Raw genomic sequence first — 15746 nt, 5'->3', positions numbered from 1 at the left:
GCCATTCACTAAACCATGAAACTTGAGGATATATATCAATTCTTTGAGAATCCTCCGCCAACTTATCTCTGTCAGGAACTAGCAGTTTGCTACATTTTGGATATTTTATTACAAGGTGAATCCTACGGAACTGAGTTGATCCAGCGATTGGAAACTGAATACCCTACCTATCGGCTTTCGGATACTGTACTTTATAGTGCGATCAAATTTCTCGAAGACGAAAGGGCGATTACTGGGTATTGGAAGAAACTCGAAGGGCGAGGTCGCCCCAGGCGGATGTACCAAGTTTCTCCAGAATGGCAAGAACGATCACAAAGTTTGGCCCATCTTTGGCATGATTACAGCAAGGGGAGAACAAATTAATGAATAATTGATCATAAATAAGTCTACTCCCATGAAAACAATAATAATTTAGTTATGGATACTGCAATTGTGCCATCTACATTGCTGCTCACCTTGTTGTTATCAGTTGGGCTGTTTTTCTTTATTCGGGCTTCCACCAAAGACCGCACAACAAAAGCACAACTTGTCTCTGAACAAGACGAAAATGCTTTAATGTCGAAGGTTAAGGAGTATTTTCGCTCACGTTCTTACCAAGTAGCAGCAATTGACCGAGAAAAAAATCAAGTCATTTTTGAAGGTTTTGTGCAACCTAGCTGGTTTTTAGCTGTGTTTTTAACACTGCTGGCATCTGCGGGTATGGCCTGTCTGGCATTGGTTTTATCGCTGCTGTTTCCTAATTTCGGTACTTGGTTTCTCGCATTGGTACTACTTTCACCTTTGAGCGGTCTGTTTTATTGGCAAAAAGCTGGAAGATTTGAGAAGGTATCGTTCCAGATAGAAAAAGCAACCCAAGGTGAACTTAGTTCTCCTAGTAAAATTACTATAATTGCCCATCGAGATGAACTGATGGAGTTACAGAGGGCTTTACAATTAAAATCTGCTGATTGACCAATAGTTCTTTAATGGTACAAACCCCCAGAATTATCTGTGGGTCGAACCAAGATCCAAAATCCAAAATCTAAAATCTAAAATCTAAAATTGTTTGACATGAGGGAGGAGGACAAGGTTTGCAGCTACATAAGTTTTCCCTACGACATGGCATCGCAGGGAAAAGATTATATATGCTTACAGAGCCTCTTGGGCAATCCATTGGAGGAGAGCGCAACTCAACTCTCACTTGCGGATGCATTTTGCTCTATCTGACTCCCCTCTGCATCATTTGACTAGAGATCAATTCACACAAACCAACGTGGTTTGAAAAGAAGTTGATTTTCCCATTAAGTCCCATTAATTGGACTGTATATGTTGGCAAATCAGTCACAAACTTAAAAAAAACCAAAACTTTGCATAAACTGAGCAACTTTACTAGTTAAATGATTGTCAGAAGCCACATTCACTCACTTTAAGATCACCATTTATGCTTTAGCGGCTAGCCATAGCTACTGGTTCCATACCTGCTGGAGATTCTAATGTCCGCAGGCTGGGAAACAAGAAATGGTTTTCTTCTACGTATTGAGCGCCAAACAGTCCCTTTTCTGCCCAGAAATAACGGTCTGTAGTGTGTTCATTTCGCTTTACAAGTAGCAATGCTGGTGGCGCGATCCCTTCAGCTTGAATGAATTTTCTCGCTGCTGTTACCGGTTTTTCTTCGCCACTTTCGATGCTATATTGAGGCACGTGTTCTAGAATGCGTCGCCCTTCTTGGCGACGACGACTTTTCCGCTTACGTCTTCTTGCCAACCTATTTTCCTCCTCTTTCAAGCTATAGATTGTAGTTATAGCTACAAAATCCGTCGCAATTATATAAGTTCTAGTTCAAAATATCAAGTGTTCTTAAACTTTTGATACAGAAAAATAACATTTGAAATTGGTAAAGCATATAATCCCCCGGTGCAAACCATTACTGCAAAGATTTAGTTAAGCTTTATTCAAAGAGTGAGAAAAAATAAAGCAACTTTCTTCTATCTTCCCTCAAATTCTGTGATCCTGAGCAAAAGCTAAAAAATGTTAATGTCTGCCAGTTCAGATTTTGTTGCTCTATGCCGAGAGCAAATAGCACTGCTAACCCAAGGGCTGGGCGCATCTTTAAGTGTTGTTTACTTAACACAAGAATTGGTAGATGCTCCTGCTAGTGAGGCCAAACTAATTCCTGTGGTGGTTTTCCCGGAGACAGCAGTATTACGATTAGGGGAAGAAATAGCTGAGTCCACTGTTGCGGATGTTTTGGTACTACCTCAGCAACAGAGTAAGTTATTGACAGCTGGGACGGGATCACCTATTTCATCACAGGAGACAACGAAACCAGATGCTGAACAACCGGATTTAAAAGCGGAATCTCGGCTGAGTGAACACCAAATTGTGTTGCCTCTAATTCATGAGGGTGTGATGATGGGGCTATTGGTGACGGGTAGAGAAGATAGGGATTGGAATGAAAAAGAGCAAAGCGAAATTCAGAAAATAGTCCAGACGCTAGCGATCGCCTGTATTCTAGATCAACGTCGCGCCTGGTTACAGCATCAGCTACATCAACAACAAATTCTCCAAGAACAGCAGCGAGATTTACTCGATAACCTCCTGCACCAGTTTCGTAACCCTTTAACGGCATTACGTACCTTTGGCAAACTGCTATTAAAACGGCTGCGACCAGGTGATCCCAACCATGATGTCGGAGCGAATATCGTCCGGGAAAGCGATCGCCTGGAAGAATTGCTGCGACAATTTGATCAAGTAATTGACTGGACAGAGGCAGATTTCGCGCCGTTGTCATTGCCTGAACAGGAAGTATTTGTAGAAGCAACTGTGGAAAGAGAACCTAAACCAGCACTATTATTGCCGGGAACGGGAGAAAAAGAAACTGATTGCTTTGTAGTGGATTTATTAACACCATTATTAGTGTCAGCGAAAGCCATAGCACAGGATCGCCATCTACAACTGAAAACAGAAATCCCGCGGAATTTGCCCCTGGTACAGGCTAATGTCAAAGCCTTACAAGAAGTATTGAGCAATATCATTGATAATGCTCTAAAATACACTCCACCGGGCGGTAAGATTGTCATTCAGGTAGGGCAAGAAAAAGCTCATTTTCAAGGAATTGCTATTAGTAATACTGGGTCTGGGATTCCACTAGAAGATTTAGCACATTTGGGAGAACGCCATTATCGGGGAGTACAAGCGCAAACTGAAATTCCTGGTAGTGGTTTGGGGCTAGCGATCGCCAAGCAATTAATCACACAAATGCAGGGCGAAATTGAAATTTTCAGCCCTGCAATTAATTCAACTATGTCTTCAACCGATGCACCCGGAACTACTTTTATAATTTGGTTACCTATGAGGAAGCAGGGGAGCAGGGCGCAGGGGAGCAGGGAGCAGGGAGCAGGGGGGAAAGATTATGAATTCCCAATGACCAATGACCAATGACCAATACCCAATACCCAATACCCAACACCCAATGACTATTTAACTGAAACTAGGAACTGTTGATTGATTGTCATTTGTAAATCGGTATTTGGTGCGATGGTGATTAAGTCAACGCTGTTTCTACCAAAGAACAGACCAATCAAACCACCGATAGCCGCACCACCCAGGACTTCTTCTGTAGCGACTGCGCGATCGCCTGTGACAGCAGACACCGCAGCCGCAGCACCAGCACCTAATACAGTATTCTTGATAATTCCACTGGTGCTAGTACCCTTTCTAATGGTTTCAGTTTTAGTAATTACTTCTGAAGAAGCGTTAATCGGATACTCTTCACCTGTGGTCAAAATGAGTTTTTCCGCCACGAATTGAGAACCGCCTTGAGCTGGTTGGAGTTTACCAACAACTCGACTACCAGCCGGAATAACTACAGTTCCTTCTTGGGTCACTACACTTTGGTCTACTGTCAAAGTCAAAGGTGCTGTTTCATCTTTGGTCACCAGAATTTTTTCTGCCTGATCATACTTCACAGGAATAGCAGTTCCTTGGGGAATGGTCACAGATACAGGTGTGGGTGTGGTAGGTTGCAGAGCGACGATATAGGGAGAATTAATTGCTGAGGCTTGACCAGAACGGACTAAAGCCTGATAGATAAAAGCTGCTACCTGTGCGCGTGTGGCTGTTGCAGTGGGATTCAGGAACTGAACGTTAGGATAGTTCACTACCATTCCCTGTTCAGTGGCGGCGGCGACGGGACTACGCGCCCAGTCAGCAATATTAAAGTTATCACTGAAAGTTTGCAGCGTGGTTTGGGTATTAGCAGTGGGCGAATAATCGAGACCGTTGGCTAAAGCCACCAAAACCTGTTGGCGGGGAATAGCTTGATTAGGCTCAAAGCGATTACCGGGATATCCTGATAAGAAGCCGATGGTATAGGATTGTCGAATCGCATTAGATGCCCAAAAATTACTGGGGACATCCACAAAATTAATTGCTTGCCGTTCTGCTGCTTTTGAGAAAGCGTTGTTAATCATTGCCGCAAATTGAGCGCGGGTTACTGCTTGTTCGGGACGGAAACTACCATCAGGAAAACCAGCAATTACTCCTCTTTGTGACAATTGTGCAATGAACGGTGCTGCCCAATAGTTAGACTGAACATCAGAAAAGCTGGTTTGAGCGGTTTGAGCTAAAGATGGTGCAGCTGTGATCAAGGGTGCTACAGTGCCTGCTGTGACGCTCAAAGCCATAAGTGCAGCAGTTCCAGATTTCCAACCATTTAAATGTAACATTGTGTTTTACTCCAGTAAATTTAAGTTTTTTTTCTCTTACCTATTTTGACAAGTTACGTGATTAAAAGTTCCGCATTTTTTCTTTTTAATCTGTAACCTAGCAACCTTTAATAATTTGTAAATTTCGTATTTCTACTATTAATAATTAATAGCTATACCATTCCTGGATGACAATTATCCTAATTAACCTAAGTTGGCATAATTTGGTTGTCAGCTTGTGGCACTTCATCTTGTGGTCTAATCAAAAGCAGGCTGGGAGAACTCGATTGAGCGCTTAGTCCACAGTGATCACAGAGAATTGGTATTGATATTAATGTTTTACAAATTGCAATTGGATTGCCCGCTCAAGTGCGTTTTAACTTGGGTTTGATAGTTGGTTAATCATTCAATGAGTGATTACGAACAACAGCAAGCTCAAACGAACTTATATATTTACTGAGACGCGACAGCAATAAAAATAGTTGCAATTGCTATGAAATATTTTTGACTCTTTCTCTATGAGGATTCAACTAGCTCTGATGTCTGTCTTTTGGTATAGACAGGGACAAACATTCTAAAACCCCGGCTTTCTAGATAAACTGGGGTTCGGAAGTATGGACAGGCTCACAAATGACGAGAAAAACGTTGCTGAATTAATGTATGAATCGTTAAGCAATAGCACTCCTCTCAGCCCCCTAAATCCCCCAAAATTGGGGGACTTTGAAGGTTTGGTTCCCCCCAGAATTGGCGGGCTAGGGGGGCAAATCATACTCCTATTCAGCAACGCCGCAAAAATGAAGCGATCGCCTACTCGATTTACAGTAGCGATCGCTTATGGGAGATAATTAAAATCACGGCGGTAATAGAGTCAAGCTTAATAACGCTCTATGACTAAATTAGAATTAAGTGCCAGTCGCAAATCTTGTTCTGGTCTTAAGACGAATACCTCAGCTTGTTCTTTCCGTAGCAGGACACTGGCTAAAGCACCAGCCGCCGCACCACCCACAGGTTCTAAAATTTCAATTCTGCGGTTACCTGTAATTAATGAAATTGCCGTAGCAGCACCAGCACCAATAGCCGCATCTGTCAATATTTTGCCGCTATTATTGCGGCTAACTTTTTCGGTTCTGGTCACTATCCCAGAAGAAGCATTAATTGGCTGGCGACGGCCAGAGGGAAAGACTAATTCCCGTGCTACGAATTGCACACCTCTGATATTGTCATTATTTCTGTTTGTACCATTGAAATAGACAGGTTCTAGCCGTCCTACAACTTCAGTCTCTCTAGGAATTAAGACATTTCTCTGACTATCGGTGATGTCGCTGGAAATTTTCAATGTCAGGTCTAATGATTCCCCACGAGTCACAACCACTTGCTCTTTGTCGGATCTCACAGGAAAACTGACGTTGGCGTTAGCAGGAATTGTGACTGTTCTCGATTGTTGCCCAATTGATCTCGGTTGCCCAATATTATACTGAGCATGAGCAGGAGCAAAGGCCATCATGGGAGCAACGGCAGTGGTAGTAATTGCCATTGTCATGAGTGCGGCGGTTTTAGATTTCCATTGATGCAGGGTAGTCATAATGATACTTGCACTTTATGTCTGTAATGTATGATCTGACGAGGATTTACGGTAATTGTTTCTAATTTTGTTGAACCGTGACTATAGTCATAGGTCAATGAAAATTTTTTCCGAGATCAGCAAAATCATTTGCCTAATATGAAAAAGGTAGTGATCATATTGTTAATTTTCGTAAAATTACTGACTTCAAGACTAGAATAGTGATAATCACATAGCTAAACTATCAAAGAGTGCATCTGTACTGCTAGTTTGTAAAACATTAGATGTGGCGCTATAGCCTCAATGATTCCAGTACAACTTATCCTCAAAAATTTCCTCAGTTACCGTGATGCAACTTTAGATTTTCGCGGTTTGCATACGGCTTGTATTTGTGGTTCTAATGGTGCTGGTAAATCTTCTCTTTTAGAAGCAATCACCTGGGCAATTTGGGGTGAAAGCCGTGCCGGTGTTGAAGATGATGTGATTCATTCAGGTGCGAAAGAAGTTCGAGTTGATTATATTTTCCAATGTAATCAGCAAAAATATCGGGTAATTCGTACACGAGTTCGCGGGGCTAGTGGTGTCCTAGAATTTCAAATAGAAACTGCTTCTGGGTTTCGCGCCTTGACTGGGAAAGGAGTCAGAGCTACACAGGATGTGATTTTAGAACACATCAAACTTGATTACGATACTTTTATTAATTCTGCTTACTTGCGTCAAGGTCGTGCTGATGAGTTCATGATCAAGCGTCCCAGTGAACGCAAGGAAATTTTAGCAGAGTTATTAAAACTCAATCAATATGATCAACTGGAAGAACGGGCAAAAGAGACATACCGCCAGTTTAAAGCCAGGGCGGAAGAATTAGAGCGTTCTTTGGAGTCGAGCCAAGTTCAACTGCAACAACGGGAAACAACACAAGCCCAAAAAGCCGAGTTAGAAACTGAACTCAACCAACTGCAACAAGTCCAAGCCTTTGAGAATATTCAATTACAAAGTTTGCAAGTTGTCCAGCACCAGCGCCAAAATTGGCAACAACAACTGGATTTTGTCAGGCAACAACATCAAAATTTAACTCAAGATGGCGATCGCTTGCAACAAGAACAGTCAGCAGTTCAAAGTCAGTTATCAGATTTAGAAGCCATCTTAAATCAGGAAACGGAAATTAAAACTGGCTTTACAGACTATCAAACTCTGCAAGCTCAAGAAGAAGCTTTTGCCACTAAATTTCAAGAATACACCCGTGCAACGGCATTACTGCAACAAAAGCAACAGCAACTAACTAGCCAAATTCACGAACTAGAAAGGCAACTGCAACAAGTTCAAGGACAATTAGTTGCATTAGAACAACAAGAGCCAGAAATTCAGCACACTCTCAATAAATCGGCGGATGTCGAAGCGGCTTTAACCCAACTTACCGCAGCTCGTCGCCGGGTGACTGATTTAGATGAACTGCAAATGCAAGTTTCTCCTTTGTTGCAGCAACGGCAAAACCTCCAAAGTCAACTGGATAGAGTTCATGCAGGTTTAGTAGCACGTCTAGAACAGTTACAAGCTACAGAAAACCAACTGCAACGCTCTTCACAACGTCAACCGCAACTGCAACAAGCGGCGAGAGACTTGGGAATCCAAATTGAGCAAATGGAGAAAGACAAAGTTTATCTGCAACGAGTCCAGGAAAAAGGGCAGGAAAGACGGCATTTTATGGAACGTCTGCAAGCTCAACAACGGGAATATGAAAGATTATTGGGTGAATTGGAGCAAAAACTGCAAATGCTTCGCACCCCGGATGCAATTTGTCCTCTGTGTGAGCGTCCTTTAGATGAACATCATTGGAATCGCGTTGTAGATAAAACTAAAGATGAGTACAAGGATACTGAGGGGCAATTGTGGGTATTCCGGGAACAATTAGCAGTTTCAGACCGAGAAATTCAGGTACTGAGGCAGGAATATCGGGAAATCTTCCAAAAGTTATCACCTTATGACTCTTTACGAGAACAAAGAGGTCAATTAGCTGCACAACTGCAATCTACCAGTGATGCTGACCAACAATTACAACAACTAGCTGCGGAAAAAGAACATTTAGAGCGATCGCTGCAAGTGGGTGATTACGCCCCTGACAAACAAGCAGAATTGCGACAATTAGAAGCATATTTACAACAACTGAATTATAATGAGCAAGACCATGCTTTGGCTAGAAGTGAAGTAGAGCGCTGGCGATGGGCAGAAATTAAACAAGGGCAAATTAAAGACGCAGCCAAGCGACAAGCTCAAATAGCCGCCCGCAAACCAGAATTACAAGCAACGATTTCCCAATTACAGACTCAAATCCAGCAGGATCAGACTGATTCTGACTGCGCTCAAGAAATTACTCAACTTCAGCGTCAGATTGTCGAAATCGGTTACAGTTCAGAGCAACACAACAGCCTGCGCGTAGCTGTACGCCAAGCCCAATCTTGGCAATTACGTTATCAACAACTTTTATCAGCGCAGCAGCAGTTTCCCCAACTCCAGAAACGATGGCAGGATTTAGAGGCTTCGAGAAGCGAGAGATTACAAGAGCGGCAAAAACTGGTTACTCAAATTGAAAGTATTACTCAAGAGTTAGCCCAATCAGCTAATCCCACTGAGCAAATCAACGCTTTAGAGCAGCAAATTCAAAGCCGCCGACGGCAACTTGATGAGAAAATCGCGAGTTTGGGGCGTTTAGAACAGTTGATGCTGCAATTATCAACGCTGCAAAATCAGTATGAACAACAGCAGCAGCAATTACAATCTTGTAAGCAGGAACAACGAGTTTATCAGGAATTGGCGCAGGCGTTTGGTAAAAATGGCATCCAAGCACTGATGATTGAAAATGTGTTGCCTCAACTGGAAGCTGAGACGAATCAACTGTTATCGCGGTTGAGTGCTAATCAATTGCACGTACAATTTATTACTCAAAAATCTGGGCGCAGTAGTAAGGCGAAGAAGAAAAATGCTAAGTTGATTGATACTTTAGATATTTTAATCGCTGATTCTAGGGGGACGCGAGCTTATGAGACTTATTCTGGTGGGGAAGCATTTAGAATTAACTTTGCCATCCGTTTAGCCCTGGCGAAATTATTGGCTCAAAGGGCGGGTGCGGCGTTGCAATTACTAATTATAGATGAAGGCTTTGGGACACAGGATGCCGAAGGATGCGATCGCTTGATTGCTTCCATAAATGCGATCGCTTGTGACTTCGCTTGTATACTGACTGTAACCCATATGCCCCACCTCAAAGAAGCCTTTCAAGCCCGCATCGAAGTTCATAAAACCCAAGAAGGTTCCCAGGTAAGTTTATCAATATAGGAATCCGGTTTGATTTATGAAAAAATAAGTCCTGTAGTAGCGTGGCAAGCTTAAAATGAAGCAAAAAATTGTAGGAAACCTAACATCATGATGATCTGAAGTCTTCCCATACAAAAGCGGAAAAAACAGTTTTGGGGGGATTGACAACTGATTTTATATTTGTCATAACAAAATCGATAAGGAAGAACTATCTTAAAATAAAAAATAATTTGTAGAAATCTGAGAACTGCGGTCATATGAAAATGCCGCAGTTAACTTAAATCACTGCTTGTGCAACCCGATAGCTTACGAGTTTTTTGCCAGTGAATGGTATAAAACAGCCGACCGGATCAAGCACCGAAGAGAAAACCAAAACTATTTAATCACTCTGAGAACCATCAGGAATTATTCTTCAACCCGTTGAATATTACCTATTTTTATCCAACCTTCTTGTTCCCCTTGTGTGCGAATCTTTTGCCAACTTTTATCCTGACTTTCTTCCAGTACAATCAGTTCTTCATTAATAGCAACTCCAGCAATCCGTTCAGCATCCATGCTTGGTTGAGATCGCACACTCAATCCTTCCGGCCATGTCACAAGTCCTCGGTAAGCTCCCGGTGGTAATGTGTCCGTGGGAGTTGGGGTAGGTGTCGGTGCTGGGGTAGGTGTCGGTTTAGGTGTCGGTGTCGATGTAGTTTTTACCTCAGTCCCTTCAGGCGCTTGGGCTTGCAACGAAGGACTATCATTTGCAAACAAAGGTTTAGCTGGGGGGATGAAAGTTCGATTAATGAAATAGAGGGCAACTGCAACACCGCTACCCGTTAAAATGGCGATCGCTAAAACAAAGCCGAGTATAAATTTTAGGACATTAAAAAACATCTTTAAAACCTCATCACCAATGGTCAATAGTCAATAGTAATGCTTATATATTAACTATTGACATATCAATGATTAATTACCTAATTATTGCAGCTGTTGTGGAATGCGTTAACGTAACTTACCGAAGGTATCACTCAAAGGAGTGTGTTTCGAGGCTAAACGCGCTCTTCCAGATGCAGCCCATTCTTGTAGTTGTTGAATTTGTTCCACAGCCGTGCGCGCTAGGGGTATGATCTGGCTGGCAGCTTCGAGAATATCGTCATTAGTAAAATCGCGATTTTGACTAAATCCAATGTGCATCGCTTCAATCAAGGTTTGCTCAATCTCAGCCCCAGAAAAATCGGGCGTTTCATAAGCTAGTCTTTCAATATCATAACCTTTCAAGTTATGGGGGCGCAGTCGGGATAAATGAACGTTAAAAATTGCTTTTCTCTCGTCTTGGGTAGGTAAACCCACAAAGAAAATTTCATCAAATCGCCCTTTGCGGAGCATTTCCGGTGGTAGGGCTTGGATATCGTTAGCGGTGGCAACCACAAACACCGGGGAGGTTTTTTCGGCTAACCAAGTAATAAAAGTCCCAAATACCCGGCTAGCAGTACCTGCATCACCTTTACTACCAAGTCCCGAAAAGCCTTTATCTATTTCATCAATCCACAATACACAGGGCGCGAGGGCTTCGGCGACTTGAATCATTTGGCGAGTGCGGGATTCTGATTCACCGACTAAACCACCAAATAAGCGTCCGACATCGAGGCGTAGTAGGGGTAAATGCCAATGATGTGCGATCGCTTTTGCTGTTAAAGATTTCCCAGTGCCTTGAATACCTAATAACATTAAACCACGGGGGTGTGGTAATCCGTACTGGCGGGCTTTATCACTAAATGAGCCTCCCCGACGCAGTAACCAATCTTTGAGGTTATCCAGTCCCCCTATATCGGAAATTTGCTCAGTGGCGGGGTAAAAGTCGAGGATTTGGGTTTGGCGGATGGTTTGGCGCTTTTCCTCCAAAACCAAGTCTACATCCTCTGGTTGCAGTTCTCCGTGGGATGCGATCGCTCTGGCTAAAACCCGCCGAATCCGTTCCATCGACAGCCCTTGACAAGAGCGCACCAAGTCATCCAAAATTTTGCCAGAAAGTGAGTTGCTACCAGTGCTTTGTAGTAAGCGTTCCACCTCAGTTTTAATTTCTGGGGCGGCGGGTAAAGGGAACTCAACCACTGTGAGAACTTCGGTTAAATCGTCAGGAATGGCGATACGTGGTGACAACAAGACCAGATTTTTGGGTTGGGATTTGAGGAGTCTGGCTAAATTGCGAAGTTTGCGTGCGATCGCTACATCATCCAAAAACCGATGATAATCGCGTAAAATCAAGACAGCAGGTGCAGAGGCTGGTAACTTTTCCACAAATTCCAAAGCTTGCAACGGGTTACGCTTGCCAAAACCCGCATCATTGGGGTTTCCCTGGTAGCCATCCACAAAATCCCAAGTATATACAGGGCGATTACCTTGGTTTGCGGCTTCTTCCCGAATCGCCGTTTCTACCCGTTCCTCCTCATAAGTGGGAATATAAATCAAAGGGTAGCGGGCGCGTAGCAGCAATTTAAATTCTTCACGAAAATTCATCTACTAACTCCTATGGATAATTCATAATTTATAATTAAGAATCAGATATTAAATTTAATTATCCTGCCTGACTTGAATATGATAATTTAATTATTCTAAAATATATGGACATGGAAGAAAAAGTTTTGTTAGAAAAGTTTCGCCAAGCATATAGATCATTAGACCTATTTCCCCTGATCAATTACCAACAAGTTGAAAAGTTTCGAGTTGATTTTGCTAATCATACAATCGCTCGTTTAGAGCAAGCAGTAGAAGACGCACCTGCTAATGGCAAACTTATATTTGCTGGACATCGAGGTTGTGGTAAGTCTACGCTATTAGCCAAGTTTTCTACACAAATGATGGAACAGGGATATGTAGTTACCTTATTCTCTGTAGCTGACATGATTGAAATGTCAGATATTAATCATGTGAATATTTTGTATGCTATTACCCTAACTCTGTTAAACAAACTTCAAGAACTAAAAATTAATATTTCTCCTGACACCGAAAAGTCTTTAAGAGAATGGTTTACTACCACACAAACAGAAACAGTTACCAAAGACTTAAAATCTGAAGTAGGTCTAGGTGGCGATTTTTTCAAATTAATCACCGCGAAACTTAAAAATGAAGCGACATTTCGAGAAGAAATTAAAAAAACCTATGAACGAAAAGTTTCGGAACTAGCGAAAAAAGCTGATGAAATTGCTGCCCTGATTCAAGCACATACTCAAAAACAAGTTTTAGTAATAATTGATGATTTAGATAAACTCGATTTAAGTTTAGTAGAAGAAATTTATAAAAATAATATCAATTCTTTATTTCTACCCAAATTTAGAATCATTTACACAATTCCCATTGCGGTAATTCGTAATAATGATTTACTGGCGACATTACAATCAGTTACACCACGCGTATATTTGATGGCAGTTTGTAAGTTCTTTAAGCAAGGAGATAGCCATAAACCTGACGGAGTACCAAAGGAAGAATTAATAAACTTGTTTCTGCAAATCCTCAAAAAGCGGATTCCTGAAGAATTAATGGAACCAGATACTGCAAGGCAAATTGTCTTAAAAAGTGGTGGTGTAGTCAGAGAATTGGTGAGAATAGCTAGAGAATGTTGCTCTCAGTGTTTGCTATTAATTCGTTCTGAACCACAGCGAACCGATATCAAAATTAATGATGAAATTCTGCAATTAGCAATCAAAGATTTGCGAAATGATTTTGCTCGTCCGTTGGGCGATAAATTATATAGCATATTAGTAACAACCTACAATCATCTGACACCTCCAGACGCAAAAAGTGAAGAATTTCTTTCTTTACTACATGGATTGTCTGTACTGGAATATGAAAATGATGATTTATGGTATGACGTGCATCCCATTGTGGCAGATTTACTCAAACGTAAAAAGTTGATTTAATAATGTTAACAGATGATGTTAAAGCGGAAAATCAACGAAATTATCAGAAATTAATTGTATCCCTGGAAGCCAGCCAAGGAATTTTAAACTTGCTGATTGCGGTTTGTGATGACTCCAATTTACGAGCAAAGTTAATTCAGCAGTACGAAACTGAACTCAAACAGCAGGATTTTTTGACCTATCGCGTGAGGGTACGCAGGCAAGATCCTAGTTTACGTTATGCCTTAGCACATTTGGTAGAAACAGAGCCAGATTTACAACAAAGTGAGGCTGCTGTAATTACAGTTTTGGGAGTAGATGAACTGCTATCTGTGAAGCTAGACTCACCTAAATCAGAGCAGGATAGGTTTTTTGGCTATTTACAATGGACAAGAGAAGCACTACGAGAATTTACTTTTCCCGTTGTGTTGTGGGTAACTGAGTCAGTCTTGATTCGTTTAGCAGAACGCGCACCAGATTTTTGGAGTTGGCGGGGTGGGGTGTTTTGCTTTACACGCGAGTCTGTGACTGTAGAAAGTAGAGGAATTTCAGAATCAAATCACATATTCCAGTCTGCACCAGAGGACATTGGTGGTTTACCTCTAGAAGAAATATTACAACTGATTGCACAAATTGAGGCAGAAGGAAAGGAAGCACCTTTACTGGCGACTTTATATGAAAGTCTGGCAAAAGCCTATGAACAAAGATATGAAAATCATCAAAATCGTCAATTAGCAATTCAAGCCTATCAAAAAGCCATTGCTTTACAAACCAAGTTGGGGTTAAAGGCTGATTTAGCTGATAGTTTGAAGAATTTGGGAAATCTTTATTTTGAACTCAAAAATGAGGTCAAATTAGCTGAGGATTATTATGAACAGGCTCAGAAAATTTACCGCGATATTGGCGATCTCTTGGGGGAAGCATATACATTAAAAGCCATCGGCGATGTTTTACAGTTTCTCAACCGACACAGCGAAGCTTTAGAAAAATACGAACAAGCATTGGCATTCTACCGCGATGTTGGCGATCGCTTGGGAGAAGCATATACATTAAAAGCCATCGGCGATGTTTTGCAGTTCCTCAACCGCAGTAGCGAAGCCTTAGAAAAATACGAACAAGCATTGGCATTCTACCGCGATGTTAGCGATCGCTTGGGAGAACCTAATACATTAAGAGCCATCGGGGATGTTTTCCAGTTCCTCGACCGCACCAGCGAAGCTTTAGAAAAATACGAACAAGCATTAGCATTCTATCGCGATATTGGTGATCGCTTGGGGGAAGCTAATACATTACAAGCCATCGGCGATGTTTTTCAGTTCCTTAAATGCAGCAGCGAAGCCTTAGAAAAATACGAACAAGCATTAGCATTCTACCGCGATGTTGGTTCTCGCTTGGGAGAAGCTAATACATTAAGAGCCATCGGCGATGTTTTGCAGTTCCTCAAACGCAGCAGCGAAGCTTTAGAAAAATACGAACAAGCATTGGCATTCTACCGCGATATTGGCGATCGCTTGGGGGAAGCTAATACATTACAAGCCATCGGCGATGTTTTGCAGTTCCTCAACCGCAGCAGCGAAGCTTTAGAAAAATACGAACAAGCATTGGCATTCTATCGCAATGTTGGTTCTCGTTTGGGGGAAGCTAATACATTAAGAGCCATCGGCGATGTTTTGCAGTTCCTCAACCGCAGCAGCGAAGCTTTAGAAAAATACGAACAAGCATTAGGATTCTATCGCGATGTTGGCGATCGCTTGGGGGAAGCAAATACATTACAAGCCATCGGCGATGTTTTGCAGTTCCTTAAACGCAACAGCGAAGCCTTAGAAAAATACGAACAAGCATTAACATTCTATCGCGATGTTGGCGATCGCTTGGGGGAAGCAAATACATTACAAGCCATCGGCGATGTTTTGCAGTTCCTTAAACGCAACAGCGAAGCCTTAGAAAAATACGAACAAGCATTAGGATTCTATCGCGATATTGGTTCTCGCTTGGGGGAAGCTAACGTGCTGCAAGAGTTTGGTAAATTACAAGATAACCCAGCACAAGCTCTAGAATATCTCCAACAAGCCCAAAGCCTCTATAATCCAATTGGCAATATTTATAGCCAAAGCCGCAACCTGTTATTGATTGCCGATATGCAATTTAAAATGGGACAGACAGAAGCTGCAATTAATTCTTTAACCGAGGCGGCTGAACTCGCTGATGCTATTAATTACGAACCCTTTCAAAAATACGCCCAAGAAATATTAACCCAAATTAAAAATAATCCCAAAAACTTGTAGAGACGCGATGAATTTAGACGCAATT

General features: G+C 41.9%; 12 protein-coding genes. 7 read left to right on the top strand and 5 right to left on the bottom strand.

Going from position 1 to position 15746, the window contains the following annotated elements:
- Positions 1–15: 15 nt before the first annotated feature.
- On the top strand, positions 16–363 hold the full coding sequence (locus AACX33_RS06150) for a PadR family transcriptional regulator (protein ID WP_193997052.1): 348 nt from the start codon (positions 16–18) through the stop codon (positions 361–363).
- A 54-nt stretch (positions 364–417) separates the two neighbouring features.
- Positions 418–951, top strand: coding sequence for a cofactor assembly of complex C subunit B (locus AACX33_RS06145; RefSeq protein ID WP_193997053.1), 534 nt, complete (start codon positions 418–420; stop codon positions 949–951).
- A gap of 474 nt (positions 952–1425) precedes the next feature.
- Here AACX33_RS06145 and AACX33_RS06140 read toward each other — a convergent pair whose 3' ends face one another.
- Positions 1426–1743 (bottom strand): DUF3155 domain-containing protein, encoded by a 318-nt coding sequence (locus AACX33_RS06140; RefSeq protein WP_089091181.1) that lies wholly within the window; start codon positions 1741–1743, stop codon positions 1426–1428.
- A gap of 264 nt (positions 1744–2007) precedes the next feature.
- On the opposite strand from AACX33_RS06140, the gene AACX33_RS06135 reads away from it, so the two are divergent.
- Positions 2008–3420, top strand: coding sequence for a sensor histidine kinase (locus AACX33_RS06135; protein ID WP_193997054.1), 1413 nt, complete (start codon positions 2008–2010; stop codon positions 3418–3420).
- 35 nt (positions 3421–3455) lie between these two features.
- Here AACX33_RS06135 and AACX33_RS06130 read toward each other — a convergent pair whose 3' ends face one another.
- Positions 3456–4706 carry an S-layer homology domain-containing protein gene (locus AACX33_RS06130; protein ID WP_193997055.1) on the bottom strand — a complete coding sequence of 417 codons (1251 nt, stop codon included), beginning with the start codon at positions 4704–4706 and terminating at the stop codon, positions 3456–3458.
- A 593-nt stretch (positions 4707–5299) separates the two neighbouring features.
- Between AACX33_RS06130 and AACX33_RS06125 the strand changes: the two genes are divergently transcribed.
- The gene (locus AACX33_RS06125; RefSeq protein WP_193997056.1) at positions 5300–5530 is read left to right on the top strand and encodes a hypothetical protein; all 231 of its coding nucleotides are present in this window, start codon (positions 5300–5302) and stop codon (positions 5528–5530) included.
- A gap of 29 nt (positions 5531–5559) precedes the next feature.
- On the opposite strand, the gene AACX33_RS06120 is transcribed toward AACX33_RS06125, so the two are convergent.
- Positions 5560–6267 carry a conjugal transfer protein TrbI gene (locus AACX33_RS06120; RefSeq protein ID WP_193997057.1) on the bottom strand — a complete coding sequence of 236 codons (708 nt, stop codon included), beginning with the start codon at positions 6265–6267 and terminating at the stop codon, positions 5560–5562.
- A gap of 282 nt (positions 6268–6549) precedes the next feature.
- Between AACX33_RS06120 and sbcC the strand changes: the two genes are divergently transcribed.
- A complete protein-coding gene (gene sbcC / locus AACX33_RS06115) occupies positions 6550–9576 on the top strand; it encodes an exonuclease subunit SbcC (protein WP_193997058.1) in 3027 nt (1008 codons plus the stop codon).
- A 384-nt stretch (positions 9577–9960) separates the two neighbouring features.
- Here sbcC and AACX33_RS06110 read toward each other — a convergent pair whose 3' ends face one another.
- Together AACX33_RS06110 and AACX33_RS06105 are read right to left on the bottom strand one after the other, a co-directional pair.
- A complete protein-coding gene (locus tag AACX33_RS06110; protein WP_193997059.1) occupies positions 9961–10434 on the bottom strand; it encodes an SH3 domain-containing protein in 474 nt (157 codons plus the stop codon).
- Between the two features lie 108 nt (positions 10435–10542).
- The gene (locus AACX33_RS06105) at positions 10543–12057 is read right to left on the bottom strand and encodes an AAA family ATPase (protein WP_193997060.1); all 1515 of its coding nucleotides are present in this window, start codon (positions 12055–12057) and stop codon (positions 10543–10545) included.
- A gap of 110 nt (positions 12058–12167) precedes the next feature.
- Here AACX33_RS06105 and AACX33_RS06100 point away from each other — a divergent pair, with 110 nt between their 5' ends.
- Entirely contained in the window at positions 12168–13457 is a 1290-nt protein-coding gene (locus tag AACX33_RS06100; protein ID WP_193997061.1) for a P-loop NTPase fold protein, read from the top strand.
- Between the two features lie 2 nt (positions 13458–13459).
- Complete coding sequence (locus AACX33_RS06095; protein ID WP_227788879.1) at positions 13460–15721, top strand: tetratricopeptide repeat protein; 2262 nt, start codon at positions 13460–13462, stop codon at positions 15719–15721.
- Positions 15722–15746 lie beyond the last annotated feature (25 nt).

The organism is Nodularia sp. LEGE 04288 (assembly GCF_963896525.1).
Lineage (GTDB): Bacteria > Cyanobacteriota > Cyanobacteriia > Cyanobacteriales > Nostocaceae > Nodularia.
This window is presented reverse-complemented; position numbering and strand designations above follow the sequence as displayed.

Coding starts and splice junctions, on each gene's coding strand:
- AACX33_RS06150 (WP_193997052.1), top strand. CDS start 16: ATGAAACTTGAGGATATATATCAATTCTTTGAGAATCCTCCGCCAACT.
- AACX33_RS06145 (WP_193997053.1), top strand. CDS start 418: ATGGATACTGCAATTGTGCCATCTACATTGCTGCTCACCTTGTTGTTA.
- AACX33_RS06135 (WP_193997054.1), top strand. CDS start 2,008: ATGTTAATGTCTGCCAGTTCAGATTTTGTTGCTCTATGCCGAGAGCAA.
- AACX33_RS06130 (WP_193997055.1), bottom strand. CDS start 4,706: ATGTTACATTTAAATGGTTGGAAATCTGGAACTGCTGCACTTATGGCT.
- AACX33_RS06125 (WP_193997056.1), top strand. CDS start 5,300: ATGGACAGGCTCACAAATGACGAGAAAAACGTTGCTGAATTAATGTAT.
- AACX33_RS06120 (WP_193997057.1), bottom strand. CDS start 6,267: ATGACTACCCTGCATCAATGGAAATCTAAAACCGCCGCACTCATGACA.
- sbcC (WP_193997058.1), top strand. CDS start 6,550: ATGATTCCAGTACAACTTATCCTCAAAAATTTCCTCAGTTACCGTGAT.
- AACX33_RS06110 (WP_193997059.1), bottom strand. CDS start 10,434: ATGTTTTTTAATGTCCTAAAATTTATACTCGGCTTTGTTTTAGCGATC.
- AACX33_RS06105 (WP_193997060.1), bottom strand. CDS start 12,057: ATGAATTTTCGTGAAGAATTTAAATTGCTGCTACGCGCCCGCTACCCT.
- AACX33_RS06100 (WP_193997061.1), top strand. CDS start 12,168: ATGGAAGAAAAAGTTTTGTTAGAAAAGTTTCGCCAAGCATATAGATCA.
- AACX33_RS06095 (WP_227788879.1), top strand. CDS start 13,460: ATGTTAACAGATGATGTTAAAGCGGAAAATCAACGAAATTATCAGAAA.